The sequence below is a fragment of the Streptomyces sp. NPDC041129 genome, assembly GCF_055592265.1.
In genome coordinates, this window is record NZ_JBVIYV010000001.1 from 1,751,035 (window position 1) to 1,775,961 (window position 24,927).

At 72.4% G+C, this 24,927-nt stretch carries 19 protein-coding genes and 1 tRNA gene; 2 read left to right on the forward strand and 18 right to left on the reverse strand.

The window, feature by feature from the left end; all coding sequences use genetic code 11:
- Positions 1-270: 270 nt before the first annotated feature.
- The 3 genes from ACZ6B1_RS07715 to ACZ6B1_RS07725 all read right to left on the reverse strand — a co-directional run bounded on the left by ACZ6B1_RS07715 (position 271) and on the right by ACZ6B1_RS07725 (position 3,843).
- On the reverse strand, positions 271-2,070 hold the full coding sequence (locus tag ACZ6B1_RS07715) for a DEAD/DEAH box helicase (protein WP_468775872.1): 1,800 nt from the start codon (positions 2,068-2,070) through the stop codon (positions 271-273).
- 126 nt (positions 2,071-2,196) lie between these two features.
- Positions 2,197-2,322: a hypothetical protein gene (locus tag ACZ6B1_RS07720; RefSeq protein ID WP_468775874.1), complete on the reverse strand. Its 126-nt coding sequence runs from the start codon at positions 2,320-2,322 to the stop codon at positions 2,197-2,199.
- A gap of 72 nt (positions 2,323-2,394) precedes the next feature.
- The gene (locus ACZ6B1_RS07725) at positions 2,395-3,843 is read right to left on the reverse strand and encodes an MFS transporter (RefSeq protein ID WP_468775876.1); all 1,449 of its coding nucleotides are present in this window, start codon (positions 3,841-3,843) and stop codon (positions 2,395-2,397) included.
- 183 nt (positions 3,844-4,026) lie between these two features.
- On the opposite strand from ACZ6B1_RS07725, the gene ACZ6B1_RS07730 reads away from it, so the two are divergent.
- Positions 4,027-4,101, forward strand: a tRNA-Cys gene (locus tag ACZ6B1_RS07730).
- Position 4,102: 1 nt separating this feature from the next.
- On the opposite strand, the gene ACZ6B1_RS07735 is transcribed toward ACZ6B1_RS07730, so the two are convergent.
- The 7 genes from ACZ6B1_RS07735 to ACZ6B1_RS07765 form a co-directional block, all read right to left on the reverse strand.
- Entirely contained in the window at positions 4,103-5,263 is a 1,161-nt protein-coding gene (locus tag ACZ6B1_RS07735; RefSeq protein WP_468775878.1) for an SUKH-4 family immunity protein, read from the reverse strand.
- Between the two features lie 192 nt (positions 5,264-5,455).
- A complete protein-coding gene (locus ACZ6B1_RS07740; protein WP_468775880.1) occupies positions 5,456-7,768 on the reverse strand; it encodes a xanthine dehydrogenase family protein molybdopterin-binding subunit in 2,313 nt (770 codons plus the stop codon).
- A complete protein-coding gene (locus ACZ6B1_RS07745) occupies positions 7,765-9,411 on the reverse strand; it encodes a (2Fe-2S)-binding protein (protein ID WP_468775881.1) in 1,647 nt (548 codons plus the stop codon). The genes ACZ6B1_RS07740 and ACZ6B1_RS07745 overlap by 4 nt, the downstream gene beginning before the upstream one ends.
- Positions 9,408-10,301, reverse strand: coding sequence for an FAD binding domain-containing protein (locus ACZ6B1_RS07750; RefSeq protein ID WP_468775883.1), 894 nt, complete (start codon positions 10,299-10,301; stop codon positions 9,408-9,410). The genes ACZ6B1_RS07745 and ACZ6B1_RS07750 overlap by 4 nt, the downstream gene beginning before the upstream one ends.
- A 310-nt stretch (positions 10,302-10,611) precedes the next feature.
- A complete protein-coding gene (locus tag ACZ6B1_RS07755) occupies positions 10,612-12,237 on the reverse strand; it encodes a beta-N-acetylhexosaminidase (protein WP_468775885.1) in 1,626 nt (541 codons plus the stop codon).
- Between the two features lie 218 nt (positions 12,238-12,455).
- Complete coding sequence (locus ACZ6B1_RS07760) at positions 12,456-12,734, reverse strand: DUF3039 domain-containing protein (RefSeq protein WP_143638399.1); 279 nt, start codon at positions 12,732-12,734, stop codon at positions 12,456-12,458.
- Between the two features lie 29 nt (positions 12,735-12,763).
- Positions 12,764-13,336, reverse strand: coding sequence for a YqgE/AlgH family protein (locus ACZ6B1_RS07765; RefSeq protein ID WP_445051431.1), 573 nt, complete (start codon positions 13,334-13,336; stop codon positions 12,764-12,766).
- Between the two features lie 264 nt (positions 13,337-13,600).
- Here ACZ6B1_RS07765 and murA point away from each other — a divergent pair, with 264 nt between their 5' ends.
- Entirely contained in the window at positions 13,601-14,941 is a 1,341-nt protein-coding gene (gene murA, locus ACZ6B1_RS07770) for a UDP-N-acetylglucosamine 1-carboxyvinyltransferase (protein WP_468775887.1), read from the forward strand.
- 102 nt (positions 14,942-15,043) lie between these two features.
- On the opposite strand, the gene ACZ6B1_RS07775 is transcribed toward murA, so the two are convergent.
- The 8 genes from ACZ6B1_RS07775 to ACZ6B1_RS07810 form a co-directional block, all read right to left on the reverse strand.
- Complete coding sequence (locus ACZ6B1_RS07775; RefSeq protein WP_067001509.1) at positions 15,044-15,325, reverse strand: HU family DNA-binding protein; 282 nt, start codon at positions 15,323-15,325, stop codon at positions 15,044-15,046.
- Between the two features lie 270 nt (positions 15,326-15,595).
- Positions 15,596-17,011 (reverse strand): NAD-dependent malic enzyme, encoded by a 1,416-nt coding sequence (locus ACZ6B1_RS07780; protein WP_468775889.1) that lies wholly within the window; start codon positions 17,009-17,011, stop codon positions 15,596-15,598.
- A gap of 353 nt (positions 17,012-17,364) precedes the next feature.
- Entirely contained in the window at positions 17,365-19,692 is a 2,328-nt protein-coding gene (locus ACZ6B1_RS07785; protein WP_468775891.1) for a HelD family protein, read from the reverse strand.
- Positions 19,693-19,760: 68 nt separating this feature from the next.
- The gene (locus ACZ6B1_RS07790; RefSeq protein ID WP_468775893.1) at positions 19,761-20,534 is read right to left on the reverse strand and encodes an anti-sigma factor family protein; all 774 of its coding nucleotides are present in this window, start codon (positions 20,532-20,534) and stop codon (positions 19,761-19,763) included.
- Positions 20,535-20,596: 62 nt separating this feature from the next.
- On the reverse strand, positions 20,597-21,181 hold the full coding sequence (locus ACZ6B1_RS07795) for a sigma-70 family RNA polymerase sigma factor (RefSeq protein WP_037932079.1): 585 nt from the start codon (positions 21,179-21,181) through the stop codon (positions 20,597-20,599).
- A 279-nt stretch (positions 21,182-21,460) separates the two neighbouring features.
- Positions 21,461-22,054 (reverse strand): CGNR zinc finger domain-containing protein, encoded by a 594-nt coding sequence (locus ACZ6B1_RS07800; protein WP_468775895.1) that lies wholly within the window; start codon positions 22,052-22,054, stop codon positions 21,461-21,463.
- A gap of 133 nt (positions 22,055-22,187) precedes the next feature.
- Positions 22,188-23,339, reverse strand: coding sequence for a uroporphyrinogen-III synthase (locus ACZ6B1_RS07805; RefSeq protein ID WP_468775897.1), 1,152 nt, complete (start codon positions 23,337-23,339; stop codon positions 22,188-22,190).
- An 85-nt stretch (positions 23,340-23,424) separates the two neighbouring features.
- Positions 23,425-24,795, reverse strand: a complete 1,371-nt coding sequence (locus ACZ6B1_RS07810; protein WP_468775899.1) for a nitrate/nitrite transporter — start codon at positions 24,793-24,795, stop codon at positions 23,425-23,427.
- Between the last annotated feature and the right edge of the window lie 132 nt (positions 24,796-24,927).

A 24,927-nucleotide genomic window follows, 5' to 3' on the forward strand; every position in this document is an offset into this window, starting at 1 on the left:
TCGGCGGTGAGGTCGGCGGACCCCGGAGCGACGGATGCGACACCGAGTCCCGACGGCGACGCGCTTCAGAGGCCGCCGATCGGCAGGACGCCCGGCGGCTCCGGGCCATGTCGCTTCACGGCTGCGCTCCGCGGCGGCGCTGCCACGGGGCGTGTGCGTAGCCGGACAGTAGCGAAGCCGGTTCGCTGAGCGGAAGCCTCCGTCCAGAATCCGGTCACGGCCGGATCCGGACTGCCTGAATTCGTCCCCATACGCACGTACCCCAGGCTTTTACCGCATCCGCGTCGCCCACTCCTGCACCTTGGCGATCCGCTGTCGCAGCTGCCCTGCCGTCGCCTCCGCGCTGGCCGGTCCCCCGCACACCCGGCGCAGCTCGGTGTGGATGACACCGTGCGGCTTGCCGCTCTGGTGGACGTAGGCGCCGACGAGGGTGTTGAGCCGCTTGCGCAGCTCCATCATCTCCTTGTGGCTGACCACCGGCCGGCGCTCTGCGGGCAGTTCCAGCAGGTCGGCCTCGGTGTCCGGCTTCTTGCGGCTGTGCGCGATCTGCCGGGCCTGCCGCTTCTGCAGCAGCATCTGCACCTGGTCGGGCTCGAGGAGGCCGGGGATGCCGAGATAGTCCTGCTCCTCCTCGCTGCCCGGGTGGGCCTGCATGCCGAACTCGGCGCCGTCGTAGAGGACACGGTCGAAGACGGCCTCGGACTCCAGCGCCTCGAAGGCGAACTGCTCCTGCTCGCCGGTGTCCTCGTCCTGCTCCTTGTTCGCCTCCTCCATCTCCTTCTCGGATTCGGCGTACGGGTCCTCCTCGCCCTCCTTCTTCGGCTTGTCGAGGGCGTGGTCCCGCTCCTTCTCCATCTCGTTGGCGAAGGTCAGCAGGTCCGGGACGGTCGGCAGGAACACGGAAGCGGTCTCGCCGCGCCGCCGGGACCGCACGAAGCGGCCGACGGCCTGCGCGAAGAACAGCGGGGTCGAGATGGTGGTGGCGTACACCCCGACCGCGAGCCGGGGCACGTCGACGCCCTCGGACACCATGCGCACCGCGACCATCCAGCGGTCGTCGCTGCCGCTGAAGTCGTCGATCCGCTTCGAGGCGCCGGCGTCGTCGGACAGCACGAGGGTCGCCTTCGTGCCGGTGATCTCCCGGATGAGCTTGGCGTAGGCGCGGGCGGAGTCCTGGTCGGAGGCGATGACCAGGGCACCGGCGTCCGGGATGCCCTTTCTCACCTCGGTCAGCCGCTGGTCGGCGGCGCGCAGCACGCTGGGCATCCACTCGCCGCGCGGGTCGAGGGCGGTGCGCCAGGCCTGGCTGACCGCGTCCTTGGTCATCGGCTCGCCGAGCCGGGCGGCGATCTCGTCACCGGCCTTCGTGCGCCAGCGCATGTTGCCGCTGTAGGAGAGGAAGATGACCGGCCGGACGACGTGGTCGGCGAGGGCGTTGCCGTAGCCGTAGGTGTAGTCGGCGGCGGACCGGCGGATCCCGTCCTGCCCCTCCTCGTACGCGACGAAGGGGATCGGGTTGGTGTCGGACCGGAAGGGCGTACCGGTCAGGGCGAGCCGCCGGGTCGCGGGCTCGAACGCCTCCAGGCACGCCTCGCCCCAGGACTTGGAGTCACCGGCGTGGTGGATCTCGTCGAGGATCACCAGGGTCTTGCGCTGCTCGACGCGGTTGCGGTGCAGCATCGGGCGGACGCCGACGCCCGCGTAGGTGACGGCGACGCCGTCGTAGTCCTTGCCGAGCGGGCCCGCGCTGTACTCGGGGTCGAGCTTGATCCCTATCCGTGCCGCGGCCTCCGCCCACTGCTTCTTCAGGTGCTCGGTCGGCGCGACCACGGTCACCTGCTGCACGACGTGGTGGTGCAGCAGCCAGGAGGCGAGGGTCAGCGCAAAGGTCGTCTTGCCGGCGCCCGGCGTGGCCACCGCGAGGAAGTCACGCGGCTGCTCCTGGATGTACTTCTCCATCGCCCCCTGCTGCCAGGCACGCAGCTTGCTGGCGGTGCCCCAGGGAGCCCGGCCGGGGAAGGCCGGCGAGAGGTGGTGGGAGTGTGCGGCGGAAGCGGCGGTGGTAGTCACGGTCTCCGTGGATCAGGGGGTCGGGCGGCTCGGCTACGTATGACAACCGGGCCACCCTACCGGCGCCCCGGCGGCGCCGACGCGCGAACGGGGCCGGGGCGCCGTCGGGTGGGACTCACGTCACAGTCAGCCTGCGAGGCCGGGCGACCGATCCGCGATCTCGGGCACGTCCAGGGCGCGCTGACGGACATCCGGCACGAAGCGCTCGGGCCCGTCGGCATCGAAGTCCGCGTCCAGCGGGTGCCCGTTCATGTGCAGGAACACCCGCCGCGCCAGAAGGCGGGTTCAGTCCAGCCATGCCGTAGCGGTACTACGTGGTGCCGGTCAGTGGCCTTCAGAGGTTCGGAGCCGTCGCGTCACCCAGGCCCCCACCAGCGCCACCGCCGTCATCGGCAGGAAGACGGCGGCGAAGGCGGCGGGGTGCGATCCGCCGGCCGCCGAGGCGGACGGGGCCGCCGCGCTGCCGCCGCCCAGGGCCGCGAAGGCCGCGCCGGTCGCCGCGAGGAGGACGACGTTGGAGAGGGCGTCGGAGATCTGGAGCGCGGCGGAGTTGGCGCCGGCCTCCCGGGGCGCGGAGAGCTGGAGCAGGAGCACGCTGGTGGAGGAGATCACCAGCCCCATGCCGAAGCAGCCGAAGCCCCAGGCGACGGCGACGGTCCAGACCGGCACGGAGTGCAGCAGCACGCTCGGCGCGGTGAGGATCGCGGCGGCGACCAGCACCATGCCGGCCGTCATCAGCCGTTCCCGGTACGGCTCCACGCGGGGCCGCGACTGCACCCACGAGCCCAGCGCCCAGGTGACCCCGCCGGCCGCCAGCGAGAACCCGGCGAGCGTCGGCGACAGCCCCCGCTGGGTGACCAGCATCAGCGGGACGAAGGACTCGGCGGCGATGAAGGACCCGGCGGACACCCCGCGCAGCAGCACGACGGAGGGCAGCCCGCGCGCGGCGCGGTAGGTGCCGCGCGGAAGCAGCCCGAGGACGGCGGGCACGAGCAGGGCCGCACCGGCGAGACCGGGGACCAGCGACAGCCATCGCAGGTCCTGGGCGGCGTACTGCAGGAGTCCCGCGCCGAGGGAGATGGCGAGGGCGAGCCGGATGCGGCGCCGGTCGAAGGAGGCGGCGGCGTCGGTGCCGTCCACGGGGCCCGCCGCCCGGCGCCGTATCTGCGGCAGCGCGAGCGCGAGCGGGAACACGACCAGGACGGGGATGCCGAGGAACACCCAGCGCCAGCCGAGGTGCTCGGTCACGGCGCCCGCGGCGAGCGGGCCGACGATGGACGGCACGACCCACCCGGCGGCGAAGGCCGCCATGATCGCGGGCCGCAGCCGCTCGGGGTAGGCGCGCCCGACGACGACGTACAGCGCCACGATGACCAGCCCGCCGCCGAGGCCCTGCACGGCCCGCCCCAGGATGAACACCCACATGGCACCGGCGGTCCCGGCGACGACGAGCCCGGCGGCGAAGGCGGCGATCCCCGTGGTAAGCGGGCCGAGCGGCCCACGCCGGTCGGACCACTGGCCGGCGAACACCATCCCGAACAGGCTGGTCGTGAAGTACCCGGAGAACGCGAACGCGTACAGCGCCAGCCCGTCCAGCTCGCGCGCGGCCACGGGCATCGCGGTTCCGACGGCGGTCGCCTCGAAGGCGATGAGCAGCACGACGGAGACGATCCCGACACTGAGCGCCCGGTGTTCCCGGCTCAGCACGCCGCCGCCGTCCTTCTCGACGGCATCACTCACCACAGCGGTGTCACGGGACTCGAGGGCACTCATGGTCGCCAGGGTAAGGTCCACAGCCGGGTTTGACCCCTGTCGGTGGTCCCGCCCGGACTCCGACCTTGGTCGTAGACCCCCGGCTCCCGCTTTCATGAACGGCGTATGGCAGTCCCGTTGCGGGGCCGCGGTTTCCCTTGAGCGGCCGTCCCGGCCCGCCCTACGTTCGTCTCAGCACGACAGGACCGTGTGCCCGAGTGGTTCAGGGAGTCGCCTGCAAAGCGACTTACGCGGGTTCGATTCCCGCCACGGTCTCCAGCTACAGCACCCCGCCCGCCTCGTCCTGGAACAGTTGTGTCCAGTAGTGCCAGGCGGTGTCCGGCAGGGTGGCCGTGGGGTCCACCGCGGTGAGGGTGTGGATCATGGTTGCGGCCAGGTGGTCGTAGGCCTCTGTGCTCAGCTCGTTCGACAGGTGTTCGTCGATGGTGCGCTCGTGGTGCAGGAGCCACAGGGTGAAGGCCAGCGTGGAGACGTCGGTGTTCAGCGGGTGGAGCGTCGCCTCGGGCTCGCTGAAGGTGAGCACCGCGCCCGTTCTGCCGTCGACCACCAGGCTGTTGTCCTCGATCAGGTGGCCGAGGCGGATCAGGTGACCGGCGTGGGCGGGAAGGTCGTCCAGCGGGTAGTCGTCGCAGCGCTCGGTGGTGAAGTACTCGGTGAGCGTCGGCAGCGGGACGTCGGTGTCGGCGTGGAAGACGACCGCCTCCTCCGGCAGGCCCGTCTCGCGCAGGAAGCGGCGGGTCGGCTCGTGGGTGAGCGTGGCCGGGAAGTCGACCTCCTCGAACCGCGCCACCCGGCCCTGGCCGAACTCCTGCTCCAGCAGGCGGGCCGGAACGTCCAGGGTGAGACCGGACGTGGTGCCCGGCCCCGCGACGAGGGCCAGCGGGCGGATCAGGGCCGCGGCCTTCCAGTAGGGCGGCACCCTGCCGTCCGTGCCCTCCGCGAACAGGGCGAGCAGACGGCGCGACGCCTCGGTCACCGTCCTCGGGCCGTACTTGCCCGCCAGGGAAGCGAAACGGCCGCGCAGGCCCGCCAGTTCCTCCGTGACCGCGGCGAAGCGCAAGAGGGTGGACAGCGAGGGCGCGAAGGGGCGCGGGTCGGACGGGCCGACGAGGTAGGCCGTGGTCAGCTCACCGGTGTCGCCGTCCAGCAGGATCGACTCGCGCTCCATGCCGGCCGGGTGCAGCAGTTCGCCGATCACCAGGCGGCCGCGCAGTTCCTCCGCCAGGTGGAAGGGGCCGTCGGTGGCGTCGCCGAGGGTGCGCAGGCCGTGCGCGCGCAGCGGGGAGAAGGTCAGCAGGGCGGTGTCCGCGGGCAGTCCGGGGCCCGTGAGCAGTCCGCGGGTCGGGGCGTGGGTGATGTGACGGCCCAGTTCCGCCTCGGTCAGTGTGATCGCCGGGATCCCGGCGTCGGTCGTGCTCATCGCTCCCCCGCGATCGTCCCCGTGCGTGCCTGTGTGCGTGCGTCGTCGTGCGCGGCGCCCGGGCAGGTGCCCCCGACTGCTCAGCACACTACGCCGCACCACTGACAACGGCCCTCACCAGGAAGGACGTCGGACGGACCGGTTCCGTTGCCCGCCCTGCCCACGCACGGCCGTCGCCGCGCGCGGGCGTGGTCACTGGGACGTCACCACGGCCGCCTGCGGGCGGATCGGCAGGCGGTTGACCGGGCGGCCCGTCGCCGCGCGGACGGCGGAGGCGATCGCCGCCGGGGACGTCACCACCGGGACCGCGCTGACCGGCTTGGCCCCGAAGGGCGCGACCACGTCACGTTCCTCGACCAGCTTCACGATCCGGATGTCCGGCGCGTCCAGGGCGGTCGGCAGGGCGTATCCGGTCAGGTCGGGGTGGCGGATCAGACCGCGCGGGGTGCGCAGGTTCTCGGTGAGGGCGATGCCCACGCCCTGGGTGACGCCCGCCTCGATACGGGCCGCGAGCTGGGCGGGGTTGAGGACCCGGCCGACGTCCTGGGCGACCGCCAGCTCCACCACCCGGACCGAGCCGATCTCGATGTCGACGTCCACCACCGCGCGGATCGCGCAGAAGGCGAGGCCCACGAAGGCGTCGCCCTGGCCGGCGGCGTCCAGCGGCTCGGTGGGGTGCGGACGGCACTGGGCGGTGGCCCACAGCTCCTTGCCGTCCATCGCCTCGGTGACGGTGGTCGACAGCACGCCGTCATAGGAGGTGATCTTGCCGTCCGTGATCTGCAGCAGCTCGGTGGACATGCCGAACTTGTGGGCCAGGGGCTGCAGGAGCTGGGTGCGGACCATCTTCGCCGCCCGCTCCACCGCGCCGCCCGACACCCAGGTGTGGCGGCCGCGGCAGCCCGGGCCGGCCGGGGGCTGGTCGGTGTCGACAGGTGCCACGTGCACCTCGTCGATGCCGAGCGTCTCCTGGACGATCTGGCGGGCGAGGGTGGTGAAGCCCTGGCCCGTCTCAACGGCCCCGCAGAGCACGGTGGCCACGCCGTCGTGCACCTTCACCGTCGCCGTGGAGACCTCGTCGGCGCCCTCGGCGCCGAGCATGTGCACCATGCCCAGGCCGTAGCCGACGCCCCGGCGCACCGCGCCCGGCTCGCCCGCGCCCTCGGGGCCGCCGGGCAGGAGCCACTCCTCCTCCGGGGTGTCCACGGGCAGCTCGGGCAGCGGGAAGTCACGGACCGCCTGCAGGAGTTCGGCCACCGGGGCCGGGCAGGTCACGGTCTGGCCGATGGGCAGGACGTCACCGGTCGCGAGCGCGTTGCGCAGGCGCAGCTCGGCCGGGTCCAGGCCCAGTTTCTTCGCCAGCTTGTCCATCTGGGCCTCGTAGGCGGCGCACACCTGCATCGCGCCCTCGCCGCGCACATGGCCGGAGGGCGGGTTGTTGGTGCGTACGGCCCAGCCCTCGATGAAGGCGTTCGGGACGACGTACGGGCCGCACGCGAACGACACGGCGGCGGCGAGGGCATCGGCGGAGGTGTCCGCGTAGGCGCCCGCGTCGAGCAGGATCTGCGCCTCGACCTTCACCAGCCTGCCGTCGGCGTCCGCGTGGTGGCGGTAGCGCAGCAGGGTGGGGTGGCGGTGGGCGTGGCCGAGGAAGGACTCCTCGCGGGTGGCCGTGATCTTCACCGGGCAGCCGGTCTTCAGGGCGAGCAGGCCGAGCGGGAGCTGGAAGCCCTGGTCCTCGCGGTCGGCCGTGGCGCCGGGCACCCCGGTGACGACGATCTTCACCCGGTCCGGGGACAGGCCGTAGCAGGCCGCGGCCGTGTTGCGGTCGGTGTGCGGGTCGGTGGACGCCAGGTACAGCTCCACACCGCCGTCGGGGCGGGGCACGGCGAGGCCGGCCTCGGCGCCGATGGGGGCCGGGTCCGCGCGGCCGATGCGGTACTGGCCCTCGACGACGACCTCGCCGGCCGCCTCCGGGTCGCCGTGGTGCAGCGGGATGTGCCGGATCAGGTTGCCGTCCGGGTGCAGCGGTTCGGCCTCGAAGGCGTGCTCGGGGTCGGTGACCGGGTCGAGGACCTCGTACTCGACGATGACGGCCGCGGCGGCCATCCGCGCGGTGTCGGGGTGGTCGGCGGCGACGGCGGCGATGGGCTCGCCGTGGTGCCGTACGACCTCGGAGGCGAACACCGGGCGGTCCGGCGTGCCCCGGCCGTGGCGGGGGGTGCCGGGGATGTCCTCGTGGGTGACGACGGCGCGTACGCCGGGCATCTCGCGCGCGTGGGTGGTGTCGATGGAGACGATGCGCGCGTGCGCGTGCGGGGAGCGCAGCACGGCGGCCCACAGCAGCCCCTCGGCCCACAGGTCGGCCGCGTAGGGGAAGGTGCCCTCGGTCTTGGCGCGGGCGTCGGCGTGCGGCAGCGAGGCGCCGAGGCCGTGCGGCAGCGGCTCGGGGTCGGCGGCCGGTACCGCCGCGGTGGCGGTCGCGGTGGCGGCTTCGTTGGTCACGCCTGGCCTCCGTCCTGGCCGTACTGCTGGTCGTGCGGTCCCGGTGTGCCGAAGGTGCCGGGGCTGTCGAAGAGCCCCGGTGACTCGAAGGCCGCCGGGTTGACGCCGCCGGCGCCCGGGCCCGCCTGGTGCGGGATGCGCGCCTCGTCGGTGTCCGGGCCCTCGTCGGCCCCGGAGTCCGCCTCGCGCTCGGCGACGACTTCCTTGACGGCGTCCAGGACGCCCCGGTAGCCGGAGCAGCGGCACAGGTTGCCGCACAGGGCCTGGCGGGTCTCCAGCTCGGTCGGCGCGGGGTTGCCCTCGAGGAGGTCGTGCAGGGTCATCGCCATGCCGGGCACGCAGAAGCCGCACTGCACGGCGCCGCAGCGGGCGAGCGCCCGCTGCACGTCGGAGGGCCGTCCGTCGGCGGCCAGGCCCTCGACGGTGCGCACCTCGCTGCCGGCCGCGGTGACGGCCGGGACCAGGCAGGAGGCCACGAGACGGCCGTCGACCTGCACGTTGCAGGCGCCGCACTCGCCCTGCGAGCAGCCGTCCTTGGCCCCGGCGAGGCCGAGCCGCTCGCGCAGGACGTAGAGCAGGGACTCGCCGATCCAGGCGTCGCTGACGGGCCGGTCGGTGCCGTTGACCCGCAGGACGTAGGAGGCGAGGGGGTGGTCGTCGTGGGGCGGCGGGACGGCGGGGTCGTCCCCGGGCGCGTCGTCCCGGTCCGCGGTCCGGGCGGCCGGGTCCTCGTCGGCCGCCGCGTCCTCGGGCGCCGGTGACCCGTCCGCGGCGGGTCCGGCGCCGGTGTCCGCGGGCGCGCCCGTCCCGTCCGCCGGTGCCGCGGGGGCCTCCGGCGCGCGGGCCGGCGTCGCGGGGTCCGCGGCGGCCGGCGCCGCTCCCGTGTCCGGCGCTTCCAGGGCCTCGGGGGCCGACTGGTGACCGGCGGGTCCGTCGTGCCGTTCCGAGCCGTCGGCGGGGCCCTCAGGGGCCTGCGCGGCCGGGTCCGGGTCGTAGGGCTGCGCGGGCGCGAACTCCGGTGCCGTGGAGGCTTCGGCGCCGGGCGGCGTGAACTCCGTCGCCGGGGACCTGCCGGCGGTGCGGGACGCGGCGTCCGGCTCCGGCTCTCCCCACGGCTGCGCGGCGGTCCCCGTCGCCCAGGGTGCGGGCGCGCCGCCGGGCAGGGTGGCCGGAGGGGTGCCGCCCCACTGCTCGACCAGCGAGGACGTGGTGAACTCGCCCGACTCGTCCGGGAGATCACCGCCGGCGACCGGGATGGACCACTGTCCGGTGACGTCGTGTCCGGGGGCGGGCGGGGCCGCGGGCTCCTCGAAGGTCCACTGCTGGGTCGCGGCGGGCTGGTACGTGAACCGGTCGCCCGTGCCCGGCTCCTGGGGCACGGCGCTCGGGTCGGGCCACCGGCCGCCGCCGTCGGGCGCGGGCCAGGCGTCGGCGGGACCGTCGGGGGGCGCCGCCGTTATCCGTGGCGGTACGTAGCCGTGTCCGGGGGCGGCCAGGGGGCTGTCGCCGGACAGCAGGGCGTCGATGCCGCCCTCGGGGAGCTTGACGAAGGCGGTGGCGCCGTCGTCGTAGTCGCCCTGGGGCAGCGGGTCCCAGCGGCCGCCGCTCTGCCCGGTGCCCTCTCCGTGCTGGTCGTCGGTCACGACAGCGCCCTCCCCAGTGCTCGTCGGGCCAGCGCGGCGACGGTGCGCCGCAGGTGCAGTACGGCGGGCGGCAACGGGATCACGGAGCCGTCCGGCTCGGGGGCCGGGTCCGGGATGCAGGCCGCCGCGACGTACTCCCCGAAGGCGTGCAGGGCCTCGGGTACGAGAGCGCGGTCGTTGTCCCAGTCGATGAGCTGGGCGACCCACTGCTCGGCGTCCAGGGGGCGCAGCGGCATCGGCGCTATGGCACCGACCGCACAGCGCACCCCGCGCCGGGCCGGGTCGAGCACCACCGCCACCGACGCCAGCGCCCGGCCCGGGCCGGTCCGTCCGGTCGCCTTCAGGAAGACCTGCGGGGCGTGCAGCAGCGGTACGCGCACGTAGCCGATGAGTTCGCCGCCGCGCAGCATCTCCACGCCGGCCAGCAGGTGCGAGACCGGGATCTCCCGGCGGGCTCCGTTCGGGCCCGCGATGATCAGTGTCGCCTCGAGGGCGGCCAGCACCGGCAGCGCGTCGCCGGTGGGGGCGGCCGAGGCGATGTTGCCGCCCAGGGTGCCGGCGTTGCGGATGTGCGGCGGTCCGGCGGCGCGGGCGGCGGCGGCGAGCGCCGGGATCAGGGCCGCGAAGTCGGGGCGGCCCATGCGCGCGTGCGTGAGGCCCGCGCCGAGCAGCGCGTGGCCGTCCTGGTACTGCCAGCCGCGGATCTCGCTGATCCGTCCGAGGCCCACCAGGGCGGCGGGCCTGAGCTGGCCGGAGTTCACGGCGGCCATGAGGTCGGTGCCGCCCGCCACGGGGACGGCGGCGGGCATGGCGGTGAGGGCCGCCACGGCCTCGTCCAGTGTCGTGGGCAGCGTGACGGCCTGCGCCGCCTGCGGTGCGTGCGTGGTCAAACCGGCTGCCCCTTCCCGCTGCCCCACCTGGTCCCACCTGTGTGGCCGTACGGTACGTGCTCACAGGGCGGACGTGGCAACTCTGGCACATCTTCGCAAGGGCCGGGCGCGGGGGTCCGTCAGGAGGCGTTCACCCACCTCATCGACGACATGTTCCGTTTTCGAACGGCATCACCGGTGCGCACGGATTGCCACTCTTCGGTGGCTCCGCGGCGTTTTCCGTCATTCGTTCTACGAGCACCCGTTCCGTCCGCGGACAGGGCGCAAGCTGCCCGGCGTCGCGGCGCGGGCGTGACTCCGCGGACACGACCTAGCGGTTCGGGGGCGTGCCGTCGATCGGGCGGCCGAGGACGCCGGGGCGCCGCTGCCAGGGCCGCGGCCCGCCGGGTGGCCGGTACCCGACGCCGAGGGCGTCAAGTCGCCGGTAGTGGGCGGCCATACGGCGTTCGAAGTCCGTGAAGTCCCGCTCCGCCGGGGCGGGCAGCCGGCTCCAGGCGACCTCGGCGAGGGCGGCGAGCCGGGGAAAGGCCTGGTAGTCCACGCGCGCCGCGTCCTCCAGCACCTCGGTCCACACGTTGGCCTGGGTGCCCAGCACGTACCGGGCCTCCTCGGCGGTGAGTTCGGCCGGTACCGGCTCGAACCGGTAGACGTCCTCCAGGGTGCGCACGAAGCCGATCGGCACGGGCTCGTCGTCCCCGGGCGCCTGCCGGTGGTCCAGGTAGACGTACTGCTCCGGGCACATGACGACGTCGTGCCCGGCCCGCGCGGCGGCGACGCCGCCCGCGTAGCCGCGCCAGGAGGACACCGCGGCGCCGGGCGCGAGTCCGCCCTCAAGAATCTCGTCCCAGCCGATGAGGCGGCGCCCGCGCGCGGCGAGCCAGGTGTCGAAGTGGCCGATGAACCAGGACTGCAACTCGTCCTCGCCGGCGAGCCCGAGGTCCGCGATCCGGCTCTTCGCGGCCGGCGAAAGGCGCCACTGGTCCTTGCGGCATTCGTCGCCGCCGATGTGCACGAACTCCGAGGGGAACAGTTCCAGCACTTCCTCGAACACCCCCTCGTAGAAACGGAGGGTGGTGTCGGTGGGGGCCAGAACGTTGGCGGAGATTCCCCAGTTGTCCCAGACGGTGAGCGCGGAGGTGTCCACGACATCGGTGTTGCCGAGTTCCGGATACGCGGCGATGGCGGCCTGCGAGTGGCCCGGTACGTCGATTTCCGGGACGACGGTGATATGCCGCTCGGCGGCGTAGGCGACGATCTCCCGGATGTCGTCCTGCGTGTAGTGGCCCCCGTGCGGCTTCTCCTCCCACAACGGTGAGGCGCGGTGACCGAATTTCGTCCGAGCCCGCCACGAGGCGATCTCGGTCAGCCTCGGGTACCGCCCGATCTCGATCCGCCAGCCCTGGTCGTCCGTCAGATGGAAGTGGAAGACGTTGAGTTTGTGCGCGGCCATCAGGTCCAGGTACCGCAGCACCCCTTCCTTGGGCATGAAGTGCCGGGCGACGTCCAGCATGAGACCGCGCCAGCCGAACCGGGGGGCGTCCTCGACGGTGACCCGCGGCAGGTCCCAGTCCCGGTCCGGACGCAGCGGCGCGCGGCGGAACGCGTCGGGTCCGAGCAGCTGCCGGAAGGTCTGGGCTCCCCAGAAGACGCCGGCGGCGCTGCCGCCCTGGATGCGCAGCGGACGGGCGTCGGTGAGGAGGCGGTAGCCCTCGGGGGGCAGGTCGGGCTCGATGCTCAGCACGACGCGGTCGTCCCCGCGGCCGGCCTCCGGCAGCGGCAGGCCGGTCGCCGCGCCGAGGGTGGCCCGTAGCCACCGTGCGACGCCCTCGGTGCCGGGCCGCGCCTCCAGCGCCGTGCCGGCGCCGATGCTCGTGTGCCCGGCGGCGTTCCGCGAACAGCGCGCCGGAGCCGGGATCAGATCCACCTTGTCAGTCACATCAGTCCTTGACGAAGGAAAGCGTTCCTACGGGGGAACTGCGCCGCGGCGCGGTGCATTCTCCGCCGTGCGCGACTTCGAGGAGGCTATTGCCGACATGAGCATGCCGACAAGAGGTCTGGACCAGTTAGCGGCCGGAAAACACAAAGGCCCCCGGGGTCCGCGTCCGCGGCGCGTCCCGGGGGCCCGAGGTCTTCAGGCGGACGACGGGCGGGCGCCTACTTGTCGCCGCCCTTGTCGTCGCCGCCGCTGCCCATGGACTCGTAGATCTCCTTGCACATGGGACACACGGGGTACTTCTTCGGGTCGCGGCCGGGCACCCACACCTTGCCGCACAGCGCCACGACGGGGGTGCCGTCGAGGGCGCTCGCCATGATCTTGTCCTTCTGGACGTAGTGGGCGAAGCGCTCGTGGTCGCCGTCGCCGTGGGACACCTGTGGCGTCGGCTCTACGAGGGTTCCCGTACCAGTCCCGCGCTCGGGCTCGAGAGTGCTCATATCGCCAAGGGTACTGAAGCGCGCAGGCATCAGTTGAGCGACGGGTCGTCGGGATACGTGGCGACCATCGCCAGCTCGTTGCGCTGGCGGCGCAGCACCTCGCGCCAGAGGGTCTCCGGCTCCGGGCAGGACACGTCACCCGGCTCGGACTCCACGACGTACCAGGCGCCCTCCACCAGCTCGTCCTCGAGCTGACCCGGGCCCCAGCCGGCGTAACCGGCGAAGATCCGCAGCGAGCCGACGGCCGAGGCGAGCAGCTCCGGCGGGGCCTCCAGGTCGACCAGACCGATCGCGCCGTGCACCCGCCGCCAGCCGAGCGGGGCGCTGTCCCCGTTCGCGCCGCCCGGGATGACCGCGACGCCGAGCGCAGAGTCCAGTGAGACCGGACCACCCTGGAAGACCACTCCCGGCTCGCCGGCCAGATCGGCCCAGCCCTCCAGGATGTCGCCCACCCCCACCGGGGTGGGGCGGTTGAGGACGACACCGAGGGAGCCCTCCTCGTCGTGGTCGAGAAGCAGCACGACCGCACGGTCGAAGTTCGGGTCCGCCAGGGCGGGGGTTGCCACGAGCAGCCGCCCTGTGAGCGAGGACACCTCGGTCATGCCAGACATGATCCCGCATCTTCCCCCACTGTGGGGAGCCAATCGGGGTGCGCGAGTGAACGCAGCTCAGGGCGCATGGGGGCGCGCCCGCACCGGTGACCCCTCGTGCCCGGCGGTGAACGGTTCGTGTTGTGACACAGCTATGACGCGACTGGGCGGTACTTGGGCTTACAGGAGGGGGGTAATAGGCGATTACCCTGTCTCTCCGGCCCCTGCGCAAAGTGATCGGCCGGCCCCTGCCCGACTCATCGGAACGCGAGATTCATGACCGTCAACGACGATGTCCTGCTTGTCCACGGCGGAACCCCGCTGGAGGGCGAGATCCGTGTCCGCGGTGCGAAGAACCTCGTACCGAAGGCCATGGTCGCCGCCCTGCTGGGCAGTGCGCCGAGTCGACTGCGCAACGTTCCGGACATCCGTGACGTGCGTGTCGTGCGCGGCCTGCTGCAGCTGCACGGGGTCACCGTCCGTCCGGGTGAGGAACCCGGTGAGCTGGTGCTCGACCCGACGCACGTGGAAAGCGCCAACGTCGCTGACATCGATGCCCACGCGGGTTCCAGCCGTATCCCGATCCTCTTCTGCGGCCCGCTGCTGCACCGTCTGGGCCACGCGTTCATCCCGGGCCTCGGCGGCTGCGACATCGGCGGCCGGCCCATCGACTTCCACTTCGACGTGCTGCGGCAGTTCGGCGCGACCATCGAGAAGCGGGCCGACGGGCAGTACCTGGAGGCGCCGCAGCGGCTGCGCGGCACGAAGATCCGGCTGCCGTACCCGTCCGTCGGCGCGACCGAGCAGGTGCTGCTGACCGCGGTACTGGCCGAGGGCGTCACGGAGCTGTCCAACGCGGCCGTCGAGCCGGAGATCGAGGACCTCATCTGCGTGCTGCAGAAGATGGGCGCGATCATCGCGATGGACACCGACCGCACGATCCGCATCACCGGTGTGGACAAGCTCGGCGGCTACACCCACCGCGCCCTCTCGGACCGCCTGGAGGCCGCCTCCTGGGCGTCGGCGGCGCTGGCGACCAACGGCAACATCTACGTCCGCGGCGCGCAGCAGCGCTCGATGATGACGTTCCTGAACACCTACCGGAAGGTGGGCGGCGCCTTCGAGATCGACGACGAGGGCATCCGCTTCTGGCACCCCGGCGGGCAGCTCAAGTCCATCGCGCTGGAGACGGACGTGCACCCGGGCTTCCAGACCGACTGGCAGCAGCCGCTGGTGGTCGCCCTGACCCAGGCGACGGGCCTGTCCATCATCCACGAGACGGTGTACGAGTCCCGGCTCGGCTTCACCTCGGCGCTGAACCAGATGGGCGCCCACATCCAGCTCTACCGCGAGTGCCTGGGCGGCTCCGACTGCCGCTTCGGCCAGCGCAACTTCCTGCACTCCGCGGTCGTCTCGGGGCCCACCCGGCTCCAGGGCGCCGACCTGGTCATCCCCGACCTGCGCGGCGGCTTCTCGTACCTGATCGCGGCCCTGGCCGCCGAGGGCACCTCCCGCGTCCACGGCATCGAACTGATCAACCGCGGCTACGAGAACTTCATGGAGAAGCTCGTGGAGCTGGGTGCGAAGGTCGAGCTGCCGGGCAAGGCACTCGGCTAGACGGCAGCCGAAAGGGCGGCCCTCCTCGGGATGAGGGGGGGCCGCCCTTTCGGCGTTCTCGGCTCAGGCGCTCCAGGGGACCGGCGCCCCCGCGCGGAGCGCTTACTTGCCCTTGGCCGCTTCCTTGAGCTTGGAGCCCGCGGAGACCTTGACGCTGTAGCCGGCCGGGATGTTGATGGGCTCGCCGGTCTGCGGGTTGCGCGCGGTACGAGCGGCACGGTGGGTGCGCTCGAAGGTCAGGAAGCCGGGGATGGTGACCTTCTCGTCGCCCTTGGAGACGATGTCGCCGACGACCTCGGCGAACGCGGCCAGAACGGCGTCGGCGTCCTTGCGGGTCACCTCGGCGCGGTCGGCCAGCGCGGCCACCAGCTCACTGCGGTTCATGTTGTTACTCCCGTGTTCTTCTTGCCGTTGAGGCGTGAGGTGAGATCGATGCCGATGCGCTCGCGCCCAAAGACGCATCCTGCCCCTACCTGCGGCGGTAATGCCAATCCGGCACCCGTAGGAGTCGTGAGAACACCCTAGGGAGTCACACGAGAAGCGCCTGCTCGGCCGTCACCCTAGAGGGCGCCCGCCGGTGGGGGGTTCCGCGACGCGCCGGTACGGGGGCTGCCGTGTCCATCCTCACAGCCCCTGCACCATACGGTACGGCGCCTACAGCGCCGCGCCCACCGCCTTCGCGGCCTCGCGCACCGCGCCCGCCACCGCGCCCGCGACCTTCTCGTTGAAGACGCTCGGAACGATGTAGTTGGGGTTCAGCTCGTCCTCGGTCACCACGTCGGCGAGGGCCTTCGCGGCGGCGAGCATCATCTCGGTGTTGACCGTACGGGACTGCGCGTCCAGCAGGCCGCGGAAGACACCCGGGAAGACCAGCACGTTGTTGATCTGGTTCGGGAAGTCCGAGCGGCCGGTGGCCACGACGGCGGCCGTCTGCCGGGCGATCGCGGGGTCGACCTCGGGATCGGGGTTCGCGAGCGCGAACACGATGGCGCCGTCGGCCATGGCGGCCACGTCGTCACCGTCGAGGACGTTCGGGGCCGAGACGCCGATGAAGACGTCGGCGCCGCGCACGGCCTCCTTCAGGGTGCCGGTGAGGTTCTCGGGGTTGGTGTTGTCGGCGATCCAGCGCAGCGGGGAGTCGGCCGGGGCGTCCACCAGGTCGTCGCGGTCCGAGTGGACGACACCGCGGATGTCGGCCACGACGGCGTTCTTCACACCGGCGGCGATCAGCAGCTTGAGGATGGCCGTACCGGCCGCGCCGGCCCCGGACATCACGACCCGGATGTTCTCGATCGCCTTCCCGGTGCAGCGCAGCGCGTTGGTCAGGGCCGCGAGGACGACGATCGCCGTGCCGTGCTGGTCGTCGTGGAAGACGGGGATGTCGAGGGCCTCGCGCAGCCGGGCCTCGATCTCGAAGCAGCGGGGGGCGGAGATGTCCTCGAGGTTGATGCCGGCGAAACCGGGGGCGATCGCCTTGACGATCTCGACGATGGCGTCGGTGTCCTGGGTGTCCAGGCAGATCGGCCAGGCGTCGATGCCGGCGAAGCGCTTGAAGAGGGCCGCCTTGCCCTCCATGACGGGCAGCGCGGCCTTCGGGCCGATGTTGCCCAGGCCCAGCACGGCGGAGCCGTCCGTCACGACCGCAACGGAGTTGCGCTTGATGGTGAGGCGGCGGGCGTCCTCGGGGTTCTCGGCGATCGCCATGCAGACGCGGGCCACGCCGGGCGTGTAGACCATCGACAGGTCGTCACGGTTGCGGATGGGGTGCTTGGACGCCATCTCGATCTTGCCGCCGAGGTGCATCAGGAACGTACGGTCGGAGACCTTGCCCAGGGTGACGCCCTCGATGCCCCGGAGCTTGCCCACGATCTCGTCGGCGTGGGCCGTGGAGGTGGCCGCGATGGTGACGTCGATGCGGAGCTTCTCGTGGCCGGACGCGGTGACGTCGAGGCCGGTGACCGAGCCTCCGGAGGACTCCACGGCGTTGGTGAGCTGCGAGACGGCGGTTCCGCTCGCGGGCACCTCCAGCCGGATGGTCATCGAGTAGGAGACGCTGGGCGCCGTTGCCATGGCCGACTTCCTCTGCTTTCACCGTGTCGCGTGTAGTGCCGTCCGATCGTCGCACCTACCACCGAGTACGTGGTAGTCGCCCCGGATTGCGGACGTTGTGTTCACGGCGGCACGCCTTTTCGGAAAACAACTTCCACCATACGAGAGATGATCGGGCAAATAAAGAGGCCCACGTCCCATCGGACGTGGGCCTCTCTCACGTTCATGACACCGACCCGCCATGCTCGCCTCGCGGCAAGTGGTCCCTCTGAGGGACGAAGGTTGGGCCCGGGGGCTTGGATCGGGCCGGTGCCACGTCAAGGCTAACAAACGGATGCCGGAGGCCATTCCTGGCGCGGGGACTTCCTCGGAATTCAGTCCCTGAGCAGATCCGGCACCCCCGCCGGGTCCGGCTCGTCCCGCTCGCCGGAGACCACCGTGAGCTGCTGGGTCGCCCGGGTCAGCGCGACGTACAGCACGCGCAGGCCGGCCGGCGACTCGTCGGCGATCTCCGCCGGTGAGACGACGACCGTGGCGTCGTACTCCAGGCCCTTGGCCTCCAGGCTGCCGAGCGCCACCACCCGGTCGCCGAGCCCGGCCAGCCAGCGGCGGGCCTCCTCGCGCCGGTTCATGGCGACGACCACCCCGACCGTTCCATCCACCAGGCCGAGCAGCCGTTCGGACTCCGCGCGGACGGTCTTCTCCAGGGAGTCCCGGGCGGGCGTGCCCGATCCGTCGACCGCCGACACGAAGCGCGGCTCGACCCCGGTGGACCGTACGGCGGAGGGCGCCTCGGAGCCCGGCATGGCGAGGGCGAGCACCTTGGCGGCCAGCTCGGCGATCTCGGCGGGGTTGCGGTAGTTGACGGTGAGCTGGAAGCGGCGCCGGGGGCGGCTGCCGAGGGCCTCGTCACGGGCCTCGGCAGCCTCGTCCGGGTCGGACCAGGAGGACTGGGCGGGGTCGCCGACGACCGTCCAGGTGGCGTGCCGGCCGCGGCGGCCGACCATCCGCCACTGCATCGGCGTGAGGTCCTGCGCCTCGTCCACGATGACGTGCGCGTACTCGGTGCGCTCCTGGGCGAGGCGCTCGGCCCGCTCCCGCTGGGTCTCCTCACGCACCGGCATCAGCTCTTCGAGGCCGGTGAGCTGGTCCAGCGGGTCCAGCTCGCGCTTCCTGCGCGGCCGGGCCGGGGCGCCGAGGATCGCCTGGAGCTCGTCCAGCATGGCGGTGTCGTGCACCGAGCAGCCCTCCCGGCGCAGCGAGCGGGCGACCCTGCGGACCTCGCCGGGGTTGAGGATCCGGCGGGCCCAGCGGCCGAGCCGCTTCTCGTCCGCCATGGCGGCGAGGACCCCCTTCGGGGTCAGCTCGGGCCACCAGGCGTCGAGGAAGGCGATGAACGTGTCCTCACCTGTCACGTCCTCGTCGAAGGAGGAGCGCAGTTCGGCGGCCAGCTCCGCGTCGGTGTGGCGGCCGGCCGCGCCGGACTTGGCCCACAGGGCGTCCAGGAGCAGCTTGCGGGCGCGCGGGCGCAGCAGGTTGACGGGGGCGGTGCCGCCGAGGGCGATGCGGCGGATGTGCGCCAGTTCCCCGGCTTCCAGTTCCAGGCGGCGCCCGAAGGCGACGACCCGGAGCCGTTCCGGCGAATCGTTCAGCTCCAGGGCGCCGCGGGCGGCCTTCCGCAGCACCTTCAGCATCCGGTGCGAGCCCTTGGCGCGGGCCACCGACGGGGAGTCGTACAGCGTGGCCTCGACGCCGTCGACGAGCGAGCCGATGGCCCGGATCGCGACCTGGCCCTCCTCGCCGAGCGAGGGCAGCACGCCCTCGGTGTAGGCCACCAGCAGCGGGGTCGGCGAGACGATCAGGATGCCGCCCGCGTAGCGTCTGCGGTCCTGGTACAGCAGATAGGCCGCGCGGTGCAGGGCGACCGCGGTCTTGCCGGTGCCCGGGCCGCCCTCGACGTAGGTGACGGAGGCGGCGGGGGCGCGGATGACCAGGTCCTGCTCGGCCTGGATGGAGGAGACGATGTCCCGCATGGTGTGGCTGCGGGCCTGGCCGAGGGCGGCCATCAGGGCGCCGTCGCCGATGACGGGCAGTTCCTGCCCGTCGAGGAACGCCCGCAGCTCGGGGCGCATCAGGTCGTCCTCGACCCCGAGGACCCGGCGGCCCTTGGAGCGGATGACCCGGCGGCGCACGACCCGTCCGGGGTCCCTGGGGGTGGACCGGTAGAACGGGGCGGCGGCCGGGGCCCGCCAGTCGATGACCAGCGGGGCGTAGTCCGCGTCGAGGACGCCGATCCGCCCGATGTGCAGGGTCTCGGCGATGTCGCCGGTGTTGTCGGGCCGGACCGCGCCCTCGGCGGGTTCGACCGCGGTGTAGGCGCCGTCGGGGCCCTTCTTGCCGTCCTTGCCGGGCAGCAGGTCGATCCGTCCGAAGAGGAAGTCCTCGAACTCGTTGTTGAGCCGGTTCAGATGGATGCCGGCCCGGAAGACCTGGGCGTCCCGCTCGGCCAGTGCGCCCGGCGTGCCGACCTGGCCGCGCTTGGCCGCGTCGTTCATGAGGAACTCGGCCTCGTGGATCTTCTCCTCGAGCCGCCGGTACACCCGGTCCAGATGTTCCTGCTCGACGCTGATCTCTCGGTCACGCACGGAGTCCTGTGCGCCGTGTACCGAGCCGACCGCGGACTGCTGAACCTGAGCGGCCACCGGGCCCCCTTCTGACGTGCTGGGCAGCCGTCAACCGTACGCGAAGGGGACCCGGCAAAGCTACGTGACTACGCATCCACCTGCACGAGCTTCTTGCCGTCGAAGGTGGTCACCTCGAAGTGGTCGATCTCGTTGGGCTTCAGGGCCGTGCCGCCGCCGATGTACAGCGGCTTCCGGGACTCCGGGGTCCTGGCGTCCGGGATGCCGTATCCCCACTTGGGGACGGACCAGGAACCCAGGGTCTGGCGGTCGCCGTTGTTGCCGACGGCAACCAACGAGCACTTGAGCGGCCCCTTGACGCCCTTGAGTTCGAGGACGGCCGAGGTGCCCCAGTCCTTCTCGCCCATGGCGACGGTCGCGCTGGCGCCCGTCGTGCTGTCGCTTCCGCTGACCTTGTCCGGGAGCTGCTTGAACGTCGTCTGGGCGGTGGCCGCGAGGGGCGTGGCCGTCTGCCCCGACTCGCCGCCGCCGTTCACCGCCATGACGGCGACCGGGCCGCCGATGATCAGCGCGGCGGCGGCCGCGACCAGGTAGAAGCCCTTGCGCCGCTTCTGCGCACGGCGCTCGGAGACCTCGTCGACCAGCTTCTCCACCAGCCGTGGGCTCGGCCTGGCGGACAGCGACTCGCCGATCGCCGGGGTGCTGCCGGAACCCGGCAGATCCGCCAGCGCGGCCAGCATCGGCTCCATCCCGGCCAGCTCGTCAAGTTGCTGGGCGCACCACTCGCAGGTGGCGAGATGCGCCTCGAAAGCGGTTGCCTCGGCGTCGTCCAGCAGCCCGAGGGCGTAGGCGCCCACGGTCTCGTGCTCGCTCGGCACCGAAGATCCCTGACTGGGGCTCATGGGTCCAGAAATACCCGGACCACCCGGACCGAATCCTTGCATTCCCCCGTATCCGCTGCTCATCACGCCGTCACCCCCCGCTCCTCCAGTGCCAGCTTCATCGACCGCAGGGCGTAGAACACCCGGGAGCGCACCGTGCCGCTCGGGATGCCCAGCGTCTGGGCCGCCTCATTGACCGTACGTCCCTTGAAGTACGTCTCGACGAGGACCTCCCGGTGCGCCGGGGTCAGGTCGTCGAGCGCGTCCGACAGCGTCATCAGCCACAGCGCCTTGTCGATCTCGTCCTCCGCGGGGATGACCTCCAGCGGCGACGGATCGACCTCCTGCGGCCGGGCCTGCCGGCTGCGGTGGCCGTCGATGACGATGCGGCGCGCGACCGTCACCAGCCAGGGGCGTACCGAACCGGTCGCCCGATTGAGCTGACCGGCGTTCTTCCAGGCACGGATGAGCGTCTCCTGCACGACGTCCTCGGCGCGCTGCCGGTCTCCGGCGACCAGCCTGAGGACATACGCGAGCAGAGGTCCGGCGTGCTCGCGGTACAGGGCACGCATCAGCTCCTCATCTGGTTCCGAGGGCTGTGAGGACATGCGATGTCGGGCCCTCGATCCACGTTCATTGGCCACGGCCGCATCCTTGCGCACGCCCACCTCCGGTGTCCGGGGGTTCCCCCAGTCGGTCGCTCGCCCACCCGTACGGACAGGGGCGGCCCACCGTTCAAAAGGAGGTGGCATTTTTCCTGGGAGTGACGTCACGAGCGGGACATGCGCGCACATTCCCACCGCGTGATGTTTACATTTCCGACACATCGCCGGGGCGGTCCTCGCTGCCCGGGCGCACGGACCCGCAAACCGGCTGTTGCGGAAATCACTTCGCCCACGACAGGGGAGTTTCCCGCCGCTTTCCGGCAGAAGGGCCGTACCGGACGGTCAGGCCCGCGCGAGCGCCGCCCGCCGCCGGTGCCGGGCCACCCGCTCCCGGTTGCCGCAGACCTCGCTGGAGCACCAGCGCCGCCGGCGCCCCCGGGAGGTGTCCAGGTACACCAGGGGGCAGTTGTCACCCTCGCACTCGCGGACCGCGGCCCGCGCCACGGGATCGGTGAGCAGCTCAACGGCGTCCCGCGCGACGAGCGCCAGCAGCGCCGCGCACTCGGGCGCCCGGGCCAGCTCACGCACCAGGGCGCCGTCCGCGCGGCGCACCGCGCACGGGGCCGGGAGCGCGGCGCGGGCGGCCTCGTTGAGCCGGCCGAGCGCGCCGTCGTACGGCCGCGGGTCCACCGCGCCGGTGCCGCGCAGCAACTGCCCGACGTCCGCGCGCAGTTCCCGGAACCGCTCCGGCCAGGAGGCGTCGGCGTGCTCCAGCGGGGTGCCGGGCGGCACCAGTCCGGCACCGGTGATCCAGGCCCGCAACGACTCCACCGCGCCCAGCCGTTCGGCCGGATGCGCGGTCGCGAGGAGGTCCAGGCAGATCCGCCCGGCTTCGAACCGCGGCTCGTTCGGGGCCGGGGCCGTACTCAGCGTCATGTGCCTGCCACCGCCTAGGACAGGGGAACAGTTGCGTCGCTCCCCTTCACAGTGCCCGTGCCGCCCGGCGCGCGGAACCCCTGGGACGCTCTTCGCGGCGGCTTCCCCGGCTGATCCTTGCCCGGCCCCCGCCTCAGTCGTCCGCGTACTTCGTGTCCGCGGCCGGGTCCAGTGCCAGCCGGTAGCCCCGCTTGACCACCGTCTGGATCAGCTTGGGTGTACCGAGTGCCGTACGCAGCCGGGCCATCGCCGTCTCCACCGCGTGCTCGTCGCGCCCCGCGCCCGGCAGCGCCCGCAGCAGTTCGGCCCGGGCCACCACCCAGCCCGGCCGCCGTGCCAGCGCCCGCAGCAGCGACATGCCCGCCGGTGGCACGGGCTTCAGCTCCCCGTCCACCAGCACCGCGTGCCCCCGGATCTCCACCCGGTGCCCGGCGACCGGCAACGCCCGCGCCCGGGCGGGCAGTTCCTGGCACAGCAGTTGCACGAGCGGCCCGAGCCGGAACCGTTCCGGCTGCACCGTGTCCACGCCCCGCGCCTGCAACGGCAGCGCGGTCACCGGGCCCACGCAGGCGGGCAGCACGTCGTGGCCGAGCGCGACCAGCACGTCGTCGAGCAGCCCGCGCTTCTCGGCCCGCGACAGCAGCGACGCGGCGGCGGGCGCGCTGGTGAAGGTGAGCGCGTCCACCGCGCGCGCGACGACGGCGTCCAGCAGCCGGTCGACGGGCCCGATGTCCTCCGGCGGCATCCACCGGTACACCGGCACCGGGACGACCTCCGCTCCCCCGGCCCGCAGCGCCTCCACGAACCCCGGCAGCGGCTCGCCGTGGAGCTGTACGGCGATCCGGCGCCCGTCGACGCCCTCCTCCAGCAGCCGGTCCAGCACCTCGGCCATGGACTCGCTGGACGGCGACCACGACTCGGTCAGCCCCGCGGCCCGTACGGCGCCCTTGACCTTGGGCCCGCGGGCCAGCAACTCGACGCCCCGCAGGCGGTCGAGCAGCGACTGCCCGAGCCCCCATCCGTCGGCGGCCTCGACCCAGCCCCGGAAGCCGATGGCGGTGGTGGCCACCACGACGTCCGGCACCTGGTCGATGAGCTCCTTGGTGGAGGCGAGCAGTTCGCCGTCGTCGGCGAGCGGCACGATGCGCAGGGCGGGCGCGTGCAGCACAACGGCACCGCGCCGCTGGAGCAGTGCGCCCAGTTCCTCGGCGCGGCGCGCGGCGGTGACGCCCACGGTGAACCCGGCGAGGGGTCCGTGTTCGGGGTGCTGCTGTACGTCGTCCATGGCTCTCCTAGCTGACCCGCATGCCGAACGAGCCTGTCAACGGCGCGTGACAGGCTCGGTTCGGCTCGATGTCCGCGGTGTTACGTCACACCTCGGCGTAGCTGAGCTGCGGCTTCGTCTCGGCGGCGGTGGTGGATGCGGCCCGGGTGGCCGAACGGCGAAGGTATACGGCCCAGGTCACCGCGAAGCAGGCGCCGTAGAAGGCGAGGAAGGCGACGAAGGCGCCGGTGCCGGAGCCGTAGGACAGGAAGGACTGGCGGAAGGCGAGGTTGATGCCGACACCGCCGAGCGCGCCGACGGCCCCGATGAGCCCCATGGAGGCCCCGGACAGCCGCCGTCCGTGAGCGGCCGCCGCCTCGCCCGTGAGTCCCCTGGCGAGGGCCTTGGCCTGGAAGATCCCGGGGATCATCTTGTACGTCGACCCGTTGCCGAGCCCGCTGAGCACGAACAGGACCACGAAGACCGGCACGAACAGCGCCAGCGACTTCTCCATGCTGGCCACGATCAGGACGGCGGTGGCGGCGGCCATGCCGACGTAGTTCCACAGGGTGATCCGCGCCCCGCCGTACCGGTCGGCGAGCCAGCCCCCGACGGGCCTGATCAGGGAGCCGAGCAGCGGTCCGATGAAGGTGAGGTAGGCGGCCTGCAGCGGGGTCCGCCCGAACTGGTTGGTCAGCACCTGCCCGAAGGCGAAGCTGTAGCCGATGAACGAGCCGAAGGTGCCGACGTAGAGGAAGGCCATGATCCAGGTGTGGCCGTCCTTGGCCGCGTCCCTGGCGGCGCCGGTGTCGTTCTTCACCGAGGCGAGGTTGTCCATGAACAGCGCGGCGAGGACGGCGGCGACCACGATCAGCGGGATGTAGATCCCGAGCAGCACCCGCGGCCCGCCGCTCGCCCCGATGATCGCGAGGGCGATCAGCTGGATGACCGGCACGCCGATGTTCCCGCCCCCGGCGTTCAGCCCGAGCGCCCACCCCTTCTTCCGCAGCGGGAAGAAGGCGTTGATGTTGGTCATGGAAGAGGCGAAGTTGCCGCCGCCGATGCCGGCCAGCAGCCCGACCAGCAGGAAGGTGGAGTAGGAGGTCCCCGGCTCCATCACCACGAACGCGGCGACCGTCGGGACGAGCAGGAGGCTCGCCGAGACGATCGTCCAGTTCCGCCCGCCGAAGACGGCGACGGCGAACGTGTACGGCACCCGCACGACCGCGCCGACCAGCGTGACCACGGAGGTCAGCAGGAACTTGTCGGCGGGGGTGAGCCCGTACTCGGGCCCCATGAACAGCACGAGCACGGACCACAGGGTCCAGACCGAGAACCCGATGTGCTCGGAGAGCACGGAGAACCACAGGTTCCGCCGGGCGACCTTCTCCCCGGTCGCCCTCCAGAACCCCTCGTCCTCGGGATCCCAGCGCTCGATCCAGCGACCGCTGCGACGGATTGGGTCCGGACCTGTCATGACGCCTCCACGGTGCTCCGGGACTCGGTGGTTCGCGGTGATGAGTCCCGAAGGTAGGGAAGACGCGTTTCCTGGCTGTGGCTGTGGGTGACCGGTAGGGAACTTTGCTCTCACCTCGCGGAGAGGCGGGGT

What these genes read in the sequence shown, in the direction of transcription:
- ACZ6B1_RS07790 (WP_468775893.1), bottom strand. Translation starts at nt 20,534, where the DNA reads ATGAGCCCCAGTCAGGGATCTTCGGTGCCGAGCGAGCACGAGACCGTG.
- ACZ6B1_RS07805 (WP_468775897.1), bottom strand. Translation starts at nt 23,339, where the DNA reads ATGGACGACGTACAGCAGCACCCCGAACACGGACCCCTCGCCGGGTTC.
- ACZ6B1_RS07720 (WP_468775874.1), bottom strand. Translation starts at nt 2,322, where the DNA reads ATGAACGGGCACCCGCTGGACGCGGACTTCGATGCCGACGGGCCCGAG.
- ACZ6B1_RS07780 (WP_468775889.1), bottom strand. Translation starts at nt 17,011, where the DNA reads ATGGCAACGGCGCCCAGCGTCTCCTACTCGATGACCATCCGGCTGGAG.
- ACZ6B1_RS07735 (WP_468775878.1), bottom strand. Translation starts at nt 5,263, where the DNA reads ATGAGCACGACCGACGCCGGGATCCCGGCGATCACACTGACCGAGGCG.
- ACZ6B1_RS07765 (WP_445051431.1), bottom strand. Translation starts at nt 13,336, where the DNA reads ATGACCGAGGTGTCCTCGCTCACAGGGCGGCTGCTCGTGGCAACCCCC.
- ACZ6B1_RS07810 (WP_468775899.1), bottom strand. Translation starts at nt 24,795, where the DNA reads ATGACAGGTCCGGACCCAATCCGTCGCAGCGGTCGCTGGATCGAGCGC.
- ACZ6B1_RS07775 (WP_067001509.1), bottom strand. Translation starts at nt 15,325, where the DNA reads ATGAACCGCAGTGAGCTGGTGGCCGCGCTGGCCGACCGCGCCGAGGTG.
- ACZ6B1_RS07725 (WP_468775876.1), bottom strand. Translation starts at nt 3,843, where the DNA reads ATGAGTGCCCTCGAGTCCCGTGACACCGCTGTGGTGAGTGATGCCGTC.
- ACZ6B1_RS07800 (WP_468775895.1), bottom strand. Translation starts at nt 22,054, where the DNA reads ATGACGCTGAGTACGGCCCCGGCCCCGAACGAGCCGCGGTTCGAAGCC.
- ACZ6B1_RS07760 (WP_143638399.1), bottom strand. Translation starts at nt 12,734, where the DNA reads ATGAGCACTCTCGAGCCCGAGCGCGGGACTGGTACGGGAACCCTCGTA.
- murA (WP_468775887.1), top strand. Translation starts at nt 13,601, where the DNA reads ATGACCGTCAACGACGATGTCCTGCTTGTCCACGGCGGAACCCCGCTG.